This is a genomic window from Enterobacter cloacae complex sp. S2, from assembly GCF_015159675.1.
GTDB lineage: Bacteria > Pseudomonadota > Gammaproteobacteria > Enterobacterales > Enterobacteriaceae > Enterobacter > Enterobacter intestinihominis.
Genome location: NZ_JADDTS010000001.1, coordinates 1 through 17,673 on the forward strand (window position 1 = coordinate 1; position 17,673 = coordinate 17,673).

Genomic DNA, 17,673 nt, shown 5'->3' on the forward strand with positions numbered 1-17,673 from the left:
GAGGGCCGGGGTGAGGGGCTGAAAACCCCCGTCCCCAACCCACCCGGCAAGCCGTGAATACACCACGTCCACCGCCTCTTTCACCGGCGGCGTCATCGGATAATAAAACCCGACGATGTCCGGCTGAATGCCCAGAAACAGCACCTCACCCACGTCGTCTTTAATCTGATCCACCATGTAGTTCAGCGGCATGTTGTGGGTGGTCATCATAAACATCTCGGCGATGTCGTCCGGGTCAATCAGGCGGATCTCACCGGGGTTGAGCCCCATATCGGTGGCATCGACGATTAACAACCTGTCCGGGCGCAGCTCGCGAATGGCCACCACGTCGTTTTCCGGCGCGCTGCCGCCGTCAATCACCACCCAGTTGCCCGGCGGGTTCGCGGCGCACATCTCCGCCAGCAGCGGGCCCGCGCCGTCGTCGCCCATCATGCTGTTGCCGACACACAGTAAAACGTCAGTCACGTAATCTCCTCACCATCAGGTAGATGGCGCTCTCCTGATGAATATCGTGCAGCATGCCGAGCAGCGTTTTGCTCCACGCCTGCTGCGCCGGGGTTTGTACGCTCAGCGCCGCGTCAAAGGCGTTGGCGAGCATCGTGATATGGTTGGCGTCGATGACGATCTCACCGTACTTAGGCACGCCCTCCATTTTGCGCCGCGCCGTGCTGCCCTCCTCCAGCGTGGCGATCCACGCCAGGTACTCGGGCCACGGGCAGCTTAGCGCCGTTTCAAGGCAGTCGATCACCCCGAGGTGGTGCCCAATCGCCAGGCTGTAATAGACCACCTGCTGCGCCGCATCCGGCGTGGCATCGTTCTCATCAATAAACTTACGGCTCAGCTGGCTGAACACCACCGTTTCACTCATCGGATACGCGCCTCATCCACAATACTGTTCAGGTTTGCCACGATCTCATTGAGACGCGGATCGTTTTCCGCCTCCAGCCAGCGCGCCACCTGATGGTCGCCCTGGCTCAGCAGGCGCAGATAATCGTCTGCAATCTGACGGCCATAGCGGTAACCCGCCAGCCTGCGCGCCGTGCGATCGATCTTCACCCGCAGCGGCTGCACCATATCCGGGTGCAGGAGAGTGGCTGGCTGGTTGTCCAGCTCGCCCGGCTCGCGGGCGTGGATCTTCTGCTCCAGCAGGCCGAGCGCCATGGCAAAACCGTACAGCGTGGCGGCGGGCGTCGGCGGGCAGCCCGGAATGTAAACGTCCACCGGCACGATTTTGTCGGTGCCACCCCAGACGCAGTAAAGATCGTGGAAGATGCCGCCGCTGTTGCCGCAGGCGCCGTAGGAGATGCAGATTTTCGGATCCGGCGCAGACTGCCAGGCGCGCAGCGCAGGCGAGCGCATCGCGCGGGTGACCGCGCCGGTGAACAGCAGGATATCCGCGTGGCGCGGGGACGGCACCACTTTGATGCCGAAGCGTTCGGCGTCAAACAGCGGCGACAGGGTGGCGAAGATTTCGATCTCACAGCCGTTGCAGCCGCCGCAGTCCACGCGATAGACGTAGGCCGAGCGTTTGATTTTTTTCAGCAACGACGCCTTCATGCTGGCGATGGACTCCTCCACCGTCAGCGGCACCGGAATGCCGTTAGCGTCGCGCGGGCCGAGTAAGTTTTCCATCAGCTGGCCTCTCTCATATGACGGGTTAAATCGATGCGGTCAGACGGCAGCAGGCATTTCTGACGTTTGCACTCCGGGCAGGTTTCGAAGCTTTCACGGTGATGCTCCGCACGCACGTCGCCGTTGTGCTTCAGCAGCGCGATGGCGTAGTCGATTTCTTTTTGCACGGCGAACGGACGCTTGCAGACGCGGCAGTTGCACAGCGCAAAGCGCGACTGCTGGAGGAAATCCTCTTTTTTCCACACCGCCAGCTCGTACTCCTGAGACAGGCGAATGGCTACCGTCGGGCAGACCTCCTCGCAGCGGCCGCAGAAGATGCAGCGCCCGAGGTTAAACTGCCAGGCCAGCTCGCCGGTTTTCAGGTCCGTTTCCACCGTTAAGGCATTCGACGGGCAGGCGTTGACGCAGGCCGCGCAGCCGATGCACTGCTGCGGGTTGTGCTCCGGCTTGCCGCGAAAGTTTTTATCCACCGGGATCGGCTCCAGCGGATAACTGCTGGTCTGCGCGCCGGTTTTGATCACTTTTTTGATAAAGGTAAACATCACGAGTCCTTATTTCAGCGGCGAGTTCTTACGCTCGATGCTGTAGCGCTCAAGCTCTTTGTACGGCACCACCTGGCTTTTCTTCTTGCGCACGTCCACGACGGTCATGCGGTCGGTGCAGGAGTAGCACGGATCGAGGCTGCCGATGATCAGCGGCGCGTCAGAGACGGTGTTACCGCGCAGCATGTAGCGCAGGGTTGGCCAGTTGGCGTAGGTCGCCGCACGGCAGCGCCAGCGGTAGAGCTTCTGGTTGTCGCCGGTCATGCTCCAGTGAATGTCATCCCCGCGCGGCGCTTCGGCGAATCCGAGGGCAAAGCGGTTTGGAATGTAGGTGAAGCCTTCCACCATCAGCGGGCCGCCCGGCAGGTTATCAAGGCCGTAGTCGATCATGTTCAGCGCGGTAAACACCTCGTTGATGCGCACCTTCAGGCGGGAGATGACGTCGCAGCCCTGCTCGCTGTGCACGGTCATCGGCAGCAGGCCGTAGCCGACGAACGGGTGATCGGCGCGGGTGTCGCGGGCGTGGCCGCTGGCGCGCACCATCGGGCCGACGTTGCTGAAGTCGCGGGCGATTTCAGGGTCAAGACGACCAATCCCGACGGTGCGCTGCTCGATGTTTGGCGTGCTGAGCAGCATGTCCACCAGCTCCTGCACGTCGCGGCGCATCTGCTGCGCCAGCTGGCGGGTCTGGATCATGTCGTCTTTCAGCAGGTCGCGGCGGATCCCGCCGATCAGGTTCAGGCCGTAGGTTTTACGCGCCCCGGTGAGGATCTCCGCCATCTTCATTGATGCCTCACGCACGCGGAAGAACTGCATAAACCCGGAGTCAAAGCCGACGAAGTGGCAGGCCAGGCCGAGGTTCAGCAGGTGTGAGTGCAGGCGTTCCACCTCCAGCAGAATGGCGCGGATCATCTGCGCGCGTTCCGGCACCACGATCCCCATGCCGTTCTCCACCGAGGTGGTGTAGGCGGTGCTGTGGGCAAAGCCGCAGATGCCGCACACGCGGTCAGAAAGAAACGTGACTTCGTTGTAGCCCATGCGGGTCTCCGCCAGCTTCTCCATGCCGCGGTGGACGTAGAACAGGCGGTAGTCGGCGTCGATAATGTTTTCGCCGTCGACGAACAGGCGGAAGTGGCCCGGTTCGTCAGAGGTGACGTGCAGCGGGCCGATCGGCACCACATTATTCTTCTTGCTGCCCAGCTCGTTGATGAACTCGTAGGTTTCGCTGTCGGTTGTCGGGGCCGGACGCTGGCGGTAGTCCATGCTGTCCTTGCGCAGCGGATAGAGTTCATCCGGCCAGTCGTCCGGCAGCACCAGACGACGCTCGTCAGGCAGACCAACCGGCACCAGGCCGTACATGTCGCGCACTTCGCGCTCGCCCCAGACGGCGGCGGGTACGCGCGGCGTGACGGACGGGTACTCCGGCTTGTTCGGGTCAACTTCGACGCGCACGGTGAGCCAGCACTTCTCGCCCTGCTCCATCGACATCACGTAGTACACCGCATAGTTGCCGCACAGCTGACGCTCGTCGTTGCCGAACAGCACCGACAGCCAGCCGCCCTGCTGGTAGTAGAGAAACTCCACCACTTCCGGCAGGTAGTTCACCTTAATGGTGACGGTTACCTGGTCTTTGGTTTGCCAGGACTCCTCCAGCACCACGCCCGGGAAAGCCTGATGCAACGCGGCGAGATACTGCTGACCTTTCTTTTCTTCAGACATAAACACTCTCTTTAATCACGCCACCAGCAAGGAGACGAACGCTAAAAATGCAAAACCAAAACCAGCCCAGGTAATGCGTGACGTTTCGACAAAACGCAGGCGCGCCATGCTGTTTTCAAACAGGGCAATCACCAGCACGCCGATAAGCAGCTTGAGCGCAGCCACCACAACGGCCAGCAGCAGGCCGCCCGCAGAGAAGTGCGTCATCTGCCCCCACGGGAAGAAAACGCCGACGAACATCTGCAACACCACCAGCTGCTTGAGGCTGATGCCCCACTTCAGCACCGCAAAGCCGTAGCCGCTGTACTCGGTGAGTGGCCCCTCCTGCAATTCCTGCTCCGCTTCCGCGAGATCGAACGGCAGCTTGCCCATCTCGATAAAGGTGGCGAACGCGCAGGCGCAGAGCGCCAGCACCAGCGGGAGCGAACGTGAAACCGGCCAGTGGTAAACGGTGTCGGTGATGAAACTGATGTGGGTCGAGCCAGCAACCTGCGCGGCGACCCACAGCCCCAGCAGCAGAATTGGCTCAACCAGCACGCCGAGCATCGCCTCACGACTGGCGCCGATACCCGTAAACGGGCTGCCGGTGTCCAGGCCCGCAATCGCAAAGAAGAAACGCGCGATGGCGAAGAGGTAGATCAGCGTAATCAGATCGCCAAGCACGGGCAGCGGCGAGCCCACCGTCACTACCGGCAGCGCGGTGGCGATGGTCAGCATCACGCCGACCATCACGAACGGCGTCAGGCGGAACACCCAACCTGCGGCATCCGGCGCGACGCTCTGACGGGAGAGCAGCTTGAAGAGATCGCGGTACTCCTGGAGCACGCCAGGCCCGCGACGGTTGTGTAGCCGGGCGCGCGCCACGCGCGTGATGCCCGACAGCAGCGGCGCGGCGGCAAACAGCACCAGCGCCTGAAGAATTGCCAGTAACAAACTCATGTCAGGCTCCTCGTGAAATGACAATCACCACCAGCACCGCCAGCTCGATCAGCGCCAGGCGGCGGAACAGCACGGGCACGGCGGCACTCTGCCAGCCCGGCACCCAGCGCACCGGGTTCAGCCAGTGGCGCAGCTTCAGCACGGCGGCGAAGTTCTCCTTCACCGGCATGGCGAAACCGTGGGCGGTGATGACCATCGACTGCTCGTGTTCGTAGCCGCAGGCCCACGCCGCGCCGCGCGAGCGGGAGGCGAGACGGTCGCGTCTGAAGAACAGCATCAGCACGAACGGCAGGAGCGGCGCGGCAATCAGCAGCAGCGCCATCATCGGCTGGGACACGACGGTATGCGCCGTAGCCAGCGGCAGCGGAATGGCGTGGCCCAGAAGCGGCAGCAGCCACGGCGCGGCAACCCCACCTGCGATACAGCACAGCGCCAGCGCGACCACGCTGGTGGCCATCAGCACCGGGGCGCAACAGGCGTTTTCCGCTTCGCGGGTGCGCGGCGCGCCCAGGAAGGTGACGCCGTAAACCTTCGCCATACACATCACCGCCAGCGCCCCGGTAATCGCCAACCCAACCGCCAGCAGCGGGCCGAGCAGCCGCGCGATAAACGCGTCGCTCTGGCCGAGCGCGAAGAAGGATTGATAGATCACCCACTCCCCGGCAAAGCCGTTCAGCGGCGGCAGCGCGGCCATCGCCATCAGCCCGACCAGCATCGCCAGCGAAATGACGGGCATTTTTTTGCCAATCCCGCCGAGCTTTTCAATATCGCGGTGCCCGGTGCGAAACCAGACGCTGCCCGCGCCGAGGAACAGGGTGCTTTTAAACAGGCTGTGGTTGATAAGGTGATACAGACCGCCAATAAACCCGGCGGCAATCAGCGCTGGCTGGTTGAGCGCCAGCCCGCTGACACCCGCGCCCATGCCGAGCAGGATGATGCCGATATTCTCCAGAGTGTGGTACGCCAGCAGGCGCTGGATGTTATGCTCCATCAGGGCGTACAGCCCGCCGACAAATGCGGTGATCATCCCCGCAATCAGCAGCGCCACGCCCCACCACAGCGGCGGCTGGCCGCCCGTCAGGGTTATCGTCAGGATGCCGAACAGACCGACCTTCATCACCACGGTGGAGAACAGCGCGGCAGCCGGGGCCGAGGCATTGGCATGCGCCTGCGGCACCCAGCCGTGCAGCGGGATAATCCCGGCCAGCAGGCCAAAACCGACTACGCCCAACAGCCAGACGTCATTCCCCAGCGGCTGGCCGTTAAGCACGGCAAAGTCCAGCGTGCCGAAACGCTGCCACACCAGCCAGCAGGCCAGCGCCAGCAGCAGCGTGCCGAGTCGTCCGAGCGCAAACCACAGCTTGCCGGAGGCGCTGCATCCGGTCAGGAACACGCCGCACAGGGCCATGATTTCAGCCATCACCACCAGCGCGCCGAGGTTGCTGGCGACAACAGTGCAGACCGCGGCGGCCATCAACAGGTTGACCAGCAGGCCGTTGGCGTTGGTGTGCTGATGGCGGTGCCAGTCGATATTAAACAGGCTGATAAACAGCCCACACAGACCAAAGGTGACCAGCCAGATGGCATTTAGCGGCGTAAGCTCAACGGCGTGGTGAATCAGCGGGATGAGGGTGTCGACGGATTGGCCGTCGATCAGGACAGCGCCGCCCGCCGCCAGCGTCATCAGGCTGCCGACCGCCCCGCCGATACCGGCGATCCAGCCGCTCAGCGTTTTATGGAAGGAGAGGAGCAGCGCCAGGACAGCGGCGGCGGCAAACCAGGCCACGCCGCTGGTCATCATAACTATCGCGTTCATTTCGCCCCCTCGTTAAACGCCCGCAGCAGCGAAAGATCGCCGACGTCAGTATTGATGGTCAGCTCGCGCTTGCGTTTGCTGGTGCGGGCGATGTCGCGAATATTAACCAGAATTAACGCTTTGGTCGGACAGGTGCGCACGCAGGCCGGACCTTGTTCATCGAAGCTGCACAGGTCGCACTTCACCGCGACGGCGCGAATGCCCGGCACCCAGTCCAGCATCGTGCTCACGCGTGCCGGTGCCGGCGGCGCAGGCGGCGCTTTCGGGGTGTTGGCATTCGCCGGAATATGCAGCGGACGGCTGCCGGAAAACTCAATGGCGCCAAACGGACAGGCGATGCCGCACAGCTTGCAGCTCACGCACAAGCTTTCGTTCAGCTGTACCGCGCCGTCAACGCGGGTGATGGCATTGACGGGACAGACGCCCGCGCATGGCGCGTCTTCACAGTGGTGACAGAGCTGCGGGGCAGACTCTTTCTCATTACGCATGACGCGCAGGCGCGGCATGGACTGTAGCCCGTGCAGGCGGTGCGTTTCCGAGCACGCCGCCTCACAGGTTCGACAGCCAATACAGACCGTCGAGTCAGCAATTACAAAACGGTTCACCGGGTCATCCTCTGGTGATGGTCATTTTTGACGAAAAAAAACTGTCTTATCGACACTTCTCGACACTCGCTTTTCAGGCCACGTTCGCGGAGGATTTTCCGTCGATCAGCTGTTTCAGGTTGATCGGCTGATCGTGCTCAACGGCAGCGTAGAGGCCGTTATAAACCGGCGCGATTTTCTCCAGATAGTGCTCCAGCACCTGCTGGCGATCGCGGGTGCTGACGTGACCGTCCACCATGCCGTCGGCCATCAGTTGGGCTTTCGCAATACACTGTTTTTCACCCTCTTTTGTCTCAACGTAATACTCAATGGTGTGGCTGTTGAAGCTCTCCGCCAGGGTGACAAAAATCGTGAAGTGTCCAAACAACACAAAGCGCATATCCCCCTGCGCCGCGCAGCTCATGGCATGGTGCAGACGGGCTTTTGAGAGGGTGATCCCCTGAATCAGAGAGTTGCAGTAGAGGTGCCACTGATCCTGAAGCTGCTGATGACGTTGCGCGATGTAATCCGCTTTTTCGCTAATTTCCCAAATAGTCATAAAAGGTATCCGGTTAATGGAGTTAGCGGCTGTTAAGCAGATTTCGTGCCAGTTTTTAATTTATTGATTTATATTGATTTTAAAGAGATGCGCACTGTCACCGCTGCGGTGTCGACGTGTCATTTCGACAGCGTTGACATCGTCACGCCGTAACGCAAATCAAGCTGGCACTGTTATTGCATTAAAGGGGCAATTCATTAAGGAGGCGTCATGCACGAAATCACCCTCTGCCAGCGGGCACTGGAACTTATCGAACAGCAGGCTGTGCAGAACCATGCGAAGCGCGTGACTGGCGTCTGGCTGAAGGTCGGGGCGTTTTCCTGCGTCGAGACCAGCGCCCTCACCTTCTGTTTTGAGCTGGTGTGCCGCGGCACGCTGGCGGAGGGTTGCGCACTGCATATCGAGGAGCAGCAGGCGGAGTGCTGGTGCGAGCAGTGTCAGCAGTACGTCACGCTGCTGTCATCGAAGGTACAGCGCTGTCCGCAGTGCCAGAGCAGCGGGCTGCGCATCGTGGCGGATGACGGTATGCAGATCCAACGCCTCGAAATCGAGAAGGAGTAATGTATGTGTAGTACCTGCGGTTGCGCTGAAGGCAACCTGTATATAGAAGGGGATGAACACCGTCCCCACTCCGCGTTTCGCTCCGCGCCCTTTTCCCCTGCCCCGCGTCCCGCGGCGGCATTGACCGGCATCACCTTTGCGCCGCAGCGTTCAGACGCGGGCGACCTGCATTACGGCCACGGCGAAGCAGGCACCCACGCGCCGGGCATCAGCCAGCGCGAGATGCTGGAGGTGGAGATCAATGTGCTGGACAAAAATAACCAGCTCGCCGCCCGCAATCGCGCCTGCTTTGCCGCCCGTCAACAGCTGGTACTGAACCTGGTCTCCAGCCCCGGCTCCGGTAAAACCACCCTGCTGACCGAAACCCTCAAACGACTGAATAAACGTGTCTCCTGCGCCGTTATCGAAGGCGATCAGCAAACGGTAAACGACGCGGCGCGCATCCGCGAAACCGGTACGCCCGCGATTCAGGTCAACACCGGCAAGGGCTGCCACCTGGATGCGCAGATGATTGCCGACGCCGCCCCGCGCCTGCCGCTGGCGGATAACGGCATCCTGTTTATTGAAAACGTCGGCAACCTGGTCTGCCCGGCAAGCTTCGACCTCGGCGAGCGGCATAAAGTGGCGGTGCTCTCCGTGACCGAAGGGGAAGACAAGCCGCTGAAGTATCCACATATGTTTGCCGCCGCCTCCCTCATGCTGCTGAACAAAGTCGACCTGCTGCCGTACCTGAATTTCGACGTGGATAAGTGCCTGGCTTACGCCCGGGAAGTGAACCCGGACATTGAGATCCTGCTGGTTTCCGCCACGCGCGGCGACGGGATGGACGCCTGGCTGAACTGGCTGGAGAGCGAACGATGTGCATAGGCGTCCCCGGACAAATTCATTCCATCGTCGGCAATCAGGCCAAAGTGGATGTCTGCGGCATCCTGCGCGATGTCGATCTGACGCTGGTGGGCAGCCACGATGAGACCGGCGCATCGCGTCTCGGCCAGTGGGTGCTGGTCCACGTGGGGTTTGCCATGAGCGTGATTAATGAGGAAGAAGCACGCGACACGCTGGACGCGCTACAGAATATGTTCGACGTTGAGCCGGACGTGGGTGCCCTGCTGTATGGTGAGGAACGATAACACATGCGTTACGTTGATGAATATCGCGCGCCTGAGCAGGTGTTGCAGCTTATCGATCGCCTGAAAACCCGCGCGTCCCTGCTGGACTACACGAAAGAAAAACCGCTGCGGATCATGGAGGTGTGCGGCGGACACACCCACGCCATCTTCAAATTTGGCCTCGACCAGCTGCTGCCGGAGAACATCGAATTTATCCACGGCCCCGGCTGCCCGGTGTGCGTGCTGCCGATGGGGCGCATCGACAGCTGTCTCGACATCGCCAGCCGCCCCGGTGTGATTTTTTGCACCTTTGGCGACGCCATGCGCGTACCGGGAAAAAATGGCTCGCTGCTCCAGGCGAAGGCGCGCGGCGCGGACGTGCGAATCGTCTACTCACCGATGGATGCCCTGACGCTGGCGATGGCTAATCCTGAGCGTAAGGTGGTCTTTTTCGGGCTGGGTTTTGAAACCACCATGCCCGCCACCGCTATCACTCTCCAGCAGGCGAAAGCCCGCAACGTCACTAACTTTTACTTTTTCTGCCAGCACATCACGCTTATTCCCACGCTGCGTAGCCTGCTTGAAGCGCCGGACAACGGCATCGACGCCTTCCTGGCACCAGGACACGTCAGCATGGTGATCGGCACAGAAGCCTACGGTTTTATCGCTGAACAGTACAATCGTCCGTTAGTGGTGGCTGGTTTCGAGCCACTTGATCTACTGCAAGGCGTGACCATGCTGGTTGAGCAGAAAATAGCGGCCCTGAGTGTGGTGGAAAATCAGTATCGCCGCGTGGTGCCCGATGCAGGTAACAGACGGGCACAGCAGGCGATAGCCGACGTGTTTAGCGTCGAAGGCGACAGCGAGTGGCGCGGACTGGGGCTGATTGCCGAATCCGGCGTACACCTGACGCCCGCGTATCGCGCCTTCGACGCCGAAGCGCATTTCCGCCCGCAGCCGCAGAAGGTGTGCGACGATCCCCGCGCCCGCTGTGGCGACGTACTCACCGGCAAATGCAAACCTCATCACTGCCCGTTATTTGGCAACGCCTGTAACCCGCAAACCGCGTTTGGCGCGCTGATGGTCTCTTCCGAAGGGGCATGCGCCGCGTGGTATCACTATCGCAACCAGGAGTGTGAAGCATGAACACGGTGGAAATGGCGCACGGAAGCGGTGGACAGGCGATGCAGCAGTTGATTAACAGGCTGTTCATGGAAGCCTTTAACAACCCCTGGCTCGCCGAGCAGGAAGATCAGGCGCGTATTGACCTCGCGGCCCTGACCGCCCACGGCGACAGGCTGGCGTTCTCTACCGACAGCTACGTGATTGACCCGCTGTTCTTCCCGGGCGGCGATATCGGCAAGCTCGCCGTCTGCGGCACGGCAAACGACGTGGCCGTCAGCGGCGCGATCCCCCGCTACCTCTCCTGCGGGTTTATCCTCGAAGAAGGGTTACCCATGGAGACGCTCACGGCGGTGGTCAACAGCATGGCGCACACCGCCCGCGAGGCGGGGATCGCCATCGTGACCGGGGATACCAAGGTGGTGCAGCGCGGCGCGGCAGATAAGCTCTTCATTAACACCGCCGGAATGGGGGCGATCCCCGCCAACATTCACTGGGGCGCGCAGCAGCTTTGTGCAGGCGACGTGCTGATTGTCAGCGGCACGCTGGGCTGCCACGGGGCAACCATCCTCAACCTGCGCGAAGGCTTAGGGCTGGATGGCGAGCTGCACAGTGACTGCGCGGTACTCACGCCGCTGATCCAGACGCTGCGCGACATGCCGGGTGTAAAAGCCCTGCGCGACGCCACGCGAGGCGGCGTGAACGCCGTCGTACACGAATTTGCCGCAAGCAGCGGCTGTGGAATTGAACTGACCGAGCGCGGCCTGCCCGTTAAGCCTGCTGTACGCGGGCTGTGCGAGCTATTAGGGCTAGACCCGCTTAACTTTGCCAACGAAGGCAAGCTGGTGATCGGCGTGGAACGTACGGTGGCGGAAGCCGTACTTGAACAACTGCGCGCACATCCCTTAGGGAAAGACGCGGCCATCATCGGCGACGTGGTTGAGCGCAAAGGGGTGCGCCTGACCGGGCTTTACGGCGTGAAGCGCACGCTGGATCTGCCGCACGCTGAACCGTTACCCCGAATTTGCTAGACCGCGCCAAAAGCGGTCAGCGCTGAATGTCTCTTTTTTGCCAGTTTCTATTGGAAAGCAATAATGCCGTATACACCGATGAGCGATCTTGGACAGCAGGGCCTGTTTGACATCACGCGCACACTTTTACAACAGCCCGACCTCGGCGCGCTGAGCGATGCCCTGACGCGGCTGGTCAGGCAATCAGCGCTGGCGGACAGCGCCGCCATTGTGCTCTGGCATAGCGCAACCCACCGCGCGAGCTATTTCTCAACGCGTGATAATGGCAAAATCTTCGAATATGAAGATGAAACGTTTCTGGCCCACGGTCCGGTGCGACGTATTCTCTCCCGCCCGGAAGCGCTGCACTGCAATTTTGACCAGTTTCGCCAGGCCTGGCCGAAGCTGGCAGAGAGCAACCTTTACCACCCGTTCGGCCACTACAGCATGCTGCCGCTGGCGGTGGAAGGGCAAATTTTTGGCGGCTGCGAGTTTATCCGTAATAACGACCAGCCCTGGACCGAGGCGGAGTACGAGCGGTTGCATACCTTCACGCAGATTGTGGCCGTCGTGGCAGAGCAGATCCAAAGCCGCGTCACCAATAACGTGGATTACGACCTGTTGAGCCGCGAGCGCGATAATTTCCGCATTCTGGTCGCCATCACCAATGCCGTGCTGTCGCGTCTCGATATGGACGAACTGGTGAGCGAAGTCGCCAAAGAGATCCATCACTATTTCAGGATCGATGCCATCAGCATTGCGCTGCGCGGCAACCGTAAGGGCAAGCTGAACATCTACTCCACCCACTACCTCGACGAAGCTAACCCGGCGCACGAGCAAAGCGAAGTGGACGAAGCGGGAACCCTGTCTGAACGGGTATTTAAAAGCAAAGAGATCCTGCTGCTCAATCTCAATGAACAGGATCCGGTAGCCCCCTACGAGCGGATGCTGTTCAACACCTGGGGCAACAAGATCCAGACCCTGTGTCTGCTGCCGCTGATGTCCGGCAACACCATGCTCGGCGTGCTTAAACTGGCGCAGTGCGATGAAGCCGTATTTACCACCGCCAACCTGAAGCTGCTGCGCCAGATCGCCGAACGTATCTCCATTGCGCTGGATAACGCCCTCGCCTATCAGGAGATCCACCGTCTGAAAGAACGGCTGGTGGACGAAAACCTGGCGCTGACCGAGCAGCTCAACAATGTGGACAGCGAGTTTGGCGAAATCATCGGACGCAGCGATGCCATGTACAATATCCTCAAGCAGGTGGAGATGGTGGCGCAGAGCGACAGCACGGTGCTGATCCTCGGTGAAACCGGCACAGGGAAAGAGCTGATTGCCCGGGCGATCCACAACCTGAGCAACCGCAACAGCCGCCGGATGGTGAAGATGAACTGCGCGGCGATGCCTGCGGGCTTACTGGAAAGCGACCTGTTCGGCCACGAGCGCGGCGCGTTTACCGGCGCCAGCAGCCAGCGGCTGGGCCGTTTTGAACTGGCGGATAAAAGCTCATTGTTCCTCGACGAAGTGGGCGATATGCCGCTGGAGCTTCAGCCTAAGCTGCTGCGCGTTTTGCAGGAGCAGGAGTTCGAGCGTCTCGGCAGCAACAAGCTGATCCAGACCGACGTGCGTCTGATTGCCGCCACCAACCGCGATCTGAAAAAAATGGTCGCCGACCGCGAGTTTCGCAGCGATCTTTACTATCGTCTGAACGTCTTCCCGATCTGCCTGCCGCCGCTGCGCGAACGCCCGGAAGATATTCCGCTGCTGGTGAAAGCCTTTACCGCGAAGATTGCCCGCCGGATGGGGCGAAATATCGACAGTATTCCTGCCGAAACGCTACGCACCCTTTCGGCGATGGAGTGGCCGGGGAACGTGCGCGAGCTGGAAAACGTCATTGAGCGCGCGGTCCTGCTGACGCGCGGGAACGTGCTCCAGCTCTCCCTGCCAGAGGTTACTCTCTCTGAAACGACCGTGGCCGCAAGCGAGCTTGCGAAAGAGGGAGAAGATGAATATCAGCTCATTATGCGAGTGCTGAAGGAGACCAACGGCGTGGTAGCCGGACCGAAAGGTGCGGCGCAACGGCTGGGGCTGAAGCGTACCACCCTGCTCTCGCGTATGAAGCGTCTGGGAATCGATAAAGAGAGCCTGAAATAACCCGTCATTCCGGCGGCGAGCGTCAGCGGGTACATATCGCTCCCGCGCTGGCGCAGGGATATTTGGTGCTCTTTTTCTGTCTGCCTGCGCCGCGCCGTCGCCCTGAGCGTGATTTGTCGTCCACTGCGGCGCTGAGCCGGTTATTTTTTAGGCCGATACTTTTCCGGTAATTCCGGAACCGGACGACGATCGTCGATCAGATGTCGGATGGTCAGAATCGGATGACGCCATAACATACGTGGCCCTGCCCAGCGCATTACCTGCTTCATCTCTTCCCGTCGGGCGGGCTGATAACAGTGCACCGGGCACTGTTTGCAGGCAGGTTTTTCCTCACCAAACACGCATTTATCCAGCCGCTTATCGGCATAAGCCTTAAGCGCCGAATAGTGCCCCTCTTCTTTTATGGCGTGCGGACACCTGTTTTCGTACAGGGCGATCATTCTGGCGATCGTCTTTTTTTCTCGTGAAATACGTTTACCGGACATAACGTCGTCCTCAACAATAAAGTGCATTTATAATACCTTTTTATCCGCACATTTTCAGTTATTGCATTCCGTTTTCTGAAGCGTCCTTCCAGAATTACCCCTCCCCTCGCTGCGTTTTACTGGTATTTTATACAGGTGTAAATAACCGTATTCACCGGAGAGCTTATGCAACAGATCGCGATCGCCAAACCCTATCGGCACTTAAAAGTGGGTTACTTCAGAAAACGTCATGAAGACCGTAAAACGAAAATTCCAAAACGCTACAGCGTACACGCAGCGCTGAGCCTGAAAGGCGACTGGCTTGAACAAGCGGGATTTACCACCAACTCGCAGGTTCGGGTGGGCGTCGAGCACGGAAAAATCATCATTGAATTAATAGCGGAAGATGCCTCGTAAAGTCGTGACTTTTTTCTGCGCCGCACCTTTTTTTCATGCGACAATAGAAGGAACAATCGGCCATTGAGCCGCTCAAAGCGTAATATTTTCAAAGAAATGGATATCATAACTCCATGAGCACAATCGACAATTTCGACGCGCATACGCCAATGATGCAGCAGTACCTGAAGCTGAAGGCACAGCATCCGGAAATTCTGCTGTTTTACCGTATGGGCGATTTTTACGAGCTTTTTTATGACGATGCGAAACGTGCGTCTCAGCTGCTCGACATTTCTCTGACGAAACGTGGCGCGTCGGCAGGCGAGCCCATCCCGATGGCGGGTATCCCGCATCACGCGGTTGAAAACTATCTGGCGAAGCTGGTGAACCAGGGCGAGTCTGTCGCTATCTGCGAACAAATTGGCGACCCGGCCACGTCGAAAGGCCCCGTTGAGCGCAAGGTCGTACGCATCGTGACGCCGGGAACCATCAGCGATGAAGCCCTGCTTCAGGAGCGCCAGGATAACCTGCTGGCGGCGATCTGGCAGGACGGTAAAGGGTTTGGCTACGCCACGCTGGATATCAGCTCCGGTCGTTTTCGCCTGAGTGAACCGGCTGACCGTGAAACCATGGCGGCTGAACTACAGCGCACCAATCCGGCAGAACTGCTTTATGCAGAGGATTTCGCCGAGATGGCGCTGATTGAAGGTCGCCGCGGCCTGCGTCGTCGTCCACTGTGGGAGTTCGAAATTGATACCGCGCGCCAGCAGCTGAACCTGCAATTTGGCACGCGCGATTTGATTGGCTTTGGTGTGGAAAATGCCCCGCGCGGGCTATGTGCTGCAGGCTGCCTGTTGCAGTACGTGAAGGATACGCAGCGTACCGCCCTGCCCCATATCCGTTCAATTACCATGGAGCGTCAGCAGGACAGCATCATCATGGATGCCGCCACGCGCCGCAACCTGGAGATCACGCAGAACCTCGCTGGCGGCATGGAAAATACGCTGGCGTCGGTTCTTGACAGCACGGTTACCCCCATGGGCAGCCGTATGCTCAAACGCTGGCTGCATATGCCGATCCGCAACACCGAAACGCTGATTGGCCGTCAGCAAACCATTGCCGCATTGCAGGATCGTTACACCGAATTGCAGCCGGTGCTGCGTCAGGTGGGTGATCTTGAGCGTATCCTGGCGCGCCTGGCATTGCGCACCGCGCGTCCACGCGATCTCGCCCGTATGCGTCACGCTTTCCAGCAGTTGCCGGAACTGCGCGCTCAGCTGGGAGAGATCGACAGCGCGCCAGTGCAAAAGCTGCGCGAAACCATGGGCGAATTTACCGAGCTTCGCGAACTGCTGGAACGCGCCATCATTGATGCGCCGCCTGTTCTGGTGCGGGATGGCGGGGTTATTGCTCCGGGTTATAACGAAGAGCTGGACGAATGGCGTGCGCTGGCCGATGGCGCGACGGATTATCTGGATAAGCTGGAAATCCGCGAGCGTGAACGTCTGGGGCTCGACACCCTGAAAGTCGGCTACAACGCCGTACACGGTTACTATATCCAGATCAGTCGTGGGCAGAGCCACCTGGCACCGATTCACTACGTTCGCCGCCAGACGCTGAAAAATGCCGAGCGCTACATTATTCCCGAGCTGAAAGAGTACGAAGACAAAGTGCTCACGTCGAAAGGTAAAGCGCTGGCGCTGGAGAAACAGCTGTATGACGAGCTGTTCGACATCCTGATGCCGCATCTGGCTGACCTTCAAATGAGCGCCGCTGCGCTGGCCGAGCTGGATGTGCTGGTAAACCTGGCCGAGCGCGCCGAAACGCTGAACTACACTTGTCCAACCTTTACTGACAAGCCCGGCATTCGCATTACCGAAGGTCGCCATCCGGTGGTTGAGCAGGTGCTGAACGAGCCGTTTATTGCCAACCCGTTGAACCTGTCACCGCAGCGAAGAATGCTGATCATTACCGGCCCCAATATGGGCGGTAAAAGTACCTATATGCGCCAGACAGCCCTTATCGCGCTGCTCGCCTACATCGGCAGCTACGTTCCGGCGCAGAAGGTTGAGATTGGCCCTGTCGACCGTATCTTCACCCGTGTGGGTGCGGCGGACGATCTGGCGAGCGGTCGCTCTACCTTTATGGTCGAGATGACCGAAACCGCCAACATTCTGCATAACGCGACAGAGAACAGTCTGGTGTTGATGGACGAAGTAGGACGCGGTACCTCCACCTATGACGGCCTGTCCCTGGCCTGGGCGTGCGCGGAAAGTCTGGCGAATAAAATCAAGGCGCTGACGCTGTTCGCGACGCACTATTTCGAACTGACACAGCTGCCAGAGAAAATGGAAGGCGTGGCTAACGTTCACCTTGATGCGCTTGAGCACGGCGACACCATCGCCTTTATGCACACGGTGCAGGACGGCGCGGCAAGCAAGAGCTATGGCCTGGCCGTCGCCGCGCTGGCGGGTGTGCCGAAAGAGGTGATTAAGCGCGCGCGTCAGAAATTGCGTGAGCTGGAAAGTTTGTCACCGAATGCGGCAGCTACGCAGATAGATGGTACGCAGATGTCACTGCTGGCGGTGCCGGAAGAGACCTCTCCGGCTGTGGAAGCGCTGGAAAATCTCGATCCGGATTCGCTGACGCCGCGTCAGGCGCTGGAGTGGATTTATCGGTTGAAGAGTCTGGTTTAGTTCTCTGCGGTCTTTTTTGCCGGGTGGCGGCTTCGCCTTACCCGGCCTACAAAACCCGTAGGCTCGGTAAGCGTAGCGCCACCGGGCAAAAGACCGCACAATATTATCGCCCGGTAAGCGCAGCACCTCCGGGCTTTTTATTACAGCAGCGGCGGGATCGTCGGCACCTGCGGTGCCTCATCAATATCCTTCTGCGTCATGCGGAACGCTTCCGGGTAATGCTCGCGGCTGGTACGGCGCAGCGGTTCGGTATCGCGCCAGGTATACAGACAGTGCTGACACTGGTATACCGTCCAGACACCTTTCACCGGTGATGTTGCCATCACTTCAATTTGTTCATCGGCACAACGTGGACAAATCATTTTTT

General features: G+C 59.8%; 19 protein-coding genes. 8 read left to right on the plus strand and 11 right to left on the minus strand.

The features are described from left to right. The 9 genes from hycI to hycA all read right to left on the minus strand — a co-directional run. Positions 1 to 465: hydrogenase maturation peptidase HycI (gene hycI, locus IPZ49_RS00005; protein ID WP_193762826.1), on the minus strand; the 465-nt coding region annotated here is incomplete at its 3' end. Further along, positions 458 to 868, minus strand: a complete 411-nt coding sequence (locus IPZ49_RS00010) for a formate hydrogenlyase maturation HycH family protein (RefSeq protein WP_045308755.1) — start codon at positions 866 to 868, stop codon at positions 458 to 460. The genes hycI and IPZ49_RS00010, both read right to left, overlap by 8 nt. Continuing rightward, a complete protein-coding gene (locus tag IPZ49_RS00015) occupies positions 865 to 1,632 on the minus strand; it encodes an NADH-quinone oxidoreductase subunit B family protein (RefSeq protein ID WP_022649161.1) in 768 nt (255 codons plus the stop codon). Before IPZ49_RS00015 ends, IPZ49_RS00010 begins: the two co-directional genes overlap by 4 nt. Beyond that, complete coding sequence (locus IPZ49_RS00020) at positions 1,632 to 2,174, minus strand: formate hydrogenlyase complex iron-sulfur subunit (protein ID WP_003862138.1); 543 nt, start codon at positions 2,172 to 2,174, stop codon at positions 1,632 to 1,634. Before IPZ49_RS00020 ends, IPZ49_RS00015 begins: the two co-directional genes overlap by 1 nt. A 9-nt stretch (positions 2,175 to 2,183) precedes the next feature. Further along, the gene (gene hycE / locus IPZ49_RS00025; RefSeq protein ID WP_022649163.1) at positions 2,184 to 3,893 is read right to left on the minus strand and encodes a formate hydrogenlyase subunit HycE; all 1,710 of its coding nucleotides are present in this window, start codon (positions 3,891 to 3,893) and stop codon (positions 2,184 to 2,186) included. A gap of 15 nt (positions 3,894 to 3,908) precedes the next feature. Next, positions 3,909 to 4,832: a respiratory chain complex I subunit 1 family protein gene (locus IPZ49_RS00030; RefSeq protein ID WP_032625965.1), complete on the minus strand. Its 924-nt coding sequence runs from the start codon at positions 4,830 to 4,832 to the stop codon at positions 3,909 to 3,911. Between the two features lies 1 nt (position 4,833). After that, the gene (gene hycC, locus IPZ49_RS00035) at positions 4,834 to 6,648 is read right to left on the minus strand and encodes a formate hydrogenlyase subunit 3 (RefSeq protein ID WP_063146459.1); all 1,815 of its coding nucleotides are present in this window, start codon (positions 6,646 to 6,648) and stop codon (positions 4,834 to 4,836) included. Then, positions 6,645 to 7,253, minus strand: a complete 609-nt coding sequence (locus IPZ49_RS00040; protein WP_063146460.1) for a 4Fe-4S dicluster domain-containing protein — start codon at positions 7,251 to 7,253, stop codon at positions 6,645 to 6,647. The genes hycC and IPZ49_RS00040 overlap by 4 nt, the downstream gene beginning before the upstream one ends. Before the next feature lie 73 nt (positions 7,254 to 7,326). Then, positions 7,327 to 7,791 (minus strand): formate hydrogenlyase regulator HycA, encoded by a 465-nt coding sequence (gene hycA, locus IPZ49_RS00045; RefSeq protein WP_022649167.1) that lies wholly within the window; start codon positions 7,789 to 7,791, stop codon positions 7,327 to 7,329. A gap of 210 nt (positions 7,792 to 8,001) precedes the next feature. Here hycA and hypA point away from each other — a divergent pair, with 210 nt between their 5' ends. The 6 genes from hypA (at position 8,002) to flhA (ending at position 13,750) form a co-directional block, all read left to right on the plus strand. Further along, positions 8,002 to 8,352: a hydrogenase maturation nickel metallochaperone HypA gene (gene hypA, locus IPZ49_RS00050; protein WP_022649168.1), complete on the plus strand. Its 351-nt coding sequence runs from the start codon at positions 8,002 to 8,004 to the stop codon at positions 8,350 to 8,352. A 3-nt stretch (positions 8,353 to 8,355) separates the two neighbouring features. Further along, positions 8,356 to 9,219 carry a hydrogenase nickel incorporation protein HypB gene (gene hypB / locus IPZ49_RS00055; protein ID WP_063146461.1) on the plus strand — a complete coding sequence of 288 codons (864 nt, stop codon included), beginning with the start codon at positions 8,356 to 8,358 and terminating at the stop codon, positions 9,217 to 9,219. Next, a complete protein-coding gene (locus tag IPZ49_RS00060; RefSeq protein ID WP_063146462.1) occupies positions 9,210 to 9,482 on the plus strand; it encodes a HypC/HybG/HupF family hydrogenase formation chaperone in 273 nt (90 codons plus the stop codon). The genes hypB and IPZ49_RS00060 overlap by 10 nt, the downstream gene beginning before the upstream one ends. Before the next feature lie 3 nt (positions 9,483 to 9,485). Next, complete coding sequence (gene hypD / locus IPZ49_RS00065; protein ID WP_045620860.1) at positions 9,486 to 10,607, plus strand: hydrogenase formation protein HypD; 1,122 nt, start codon at positions 9,486 to 9,488, stop codon at positions 10,605 to 10,607. Then, a complete protein-coding gene (gene hypE, locus IPZ49_RS00070; protein ID WP_023306824.1) occupies positions 10,604 to 11,614 on the plus strand; it encodes a hydrogenase expression/formation protein HypE in 1,011 nt (336 codons plus the stop codon). Before hypD ends, hypE begins: the two co-directional genes overlap by 4 nt. A gap of 63 nt (positions 11,615 to 11,677) precedes the next feature. Next, positions 11,678 to 13,750 (plus strand): formate hydrogenlyase transcriptional activator FlhA, encoded by a 2,073-nt coding sequence (flhA, locus tag IPZ49_RS00075; protein ID WP_063146463.1) that lies wholly within the window; start codon positions 11,678 to 11,680, stop codon positions 13,748 to 13,750. A 140-nt stretch (positions 13,751 to 13,890) separates the two neighbouring features. Here the strand turns inward: flhA and IPZ49_RS00080 are convergent, their stop codons facing one another. Continuing rightward, positions 13,891 to 14,235 (minus strand): nitrous oxide-stimulated promoter family protein, encoded by a 345-nt coding sequence (locus IPZ49_RS00080; RefSeq protein WP_022649174.1) that lies wholly within the window; start codon positions 14,233 to 14,235, stop codon positions 13,891 to 13,893. A 165-nt stretch (positions 14,236 to 14,400) separates the two neighbouring features. Between IPZ49_RS00080 and IPZ49_RS00085 the strand changes: the two genes are divergently transcribed. Both IPZ49_RS00085 and mutS read left to right on the plus strand, forming a co-directional pair. Further along, entirely contained in the window at positions 14,401 to 14,631 is a 231-nt protein-coding gene (locus tag IPZ49_RS00085; protein WP_022649175.1) for a SymE family type I addiction module toxin, read from the plus strand. A 113-nt stretch (positions 14,632 to 14,744) separates the two neighbouring features. Next, positions 14,745 to 17,306, plus strand: coding sequence for a DNA mismatch repair protein MutS (gene mutS, locus IPZ49_RS00090; RefSeq protein WP_022649176.1), 2,562 nt, complete (start codon positions 14,745 to 14,747; stop codon positions 17,304 to 17,306). A gap of 140 nt (positions 17,307 to 17,446) precedes the next feature. On the opposite strand, the gene IPZ49_RS00095 is transcribed toward mutS, so the two are convergent. Beyond that, positions 17,447 to 17,668, minus strand: coding sequence for a non-oxidative hydroxyarylic acid decarboxylases subunit D (locus tag IPZ49_RS00095; protein ID WP_038416597.1), 222 nt, complete (start codon positions 17,666 to 17,668; stop codon positions 17,447 to 17,449). Between the last annotated feature and the right edge of the window lie 5 nt (positions 17,669 to 17,673).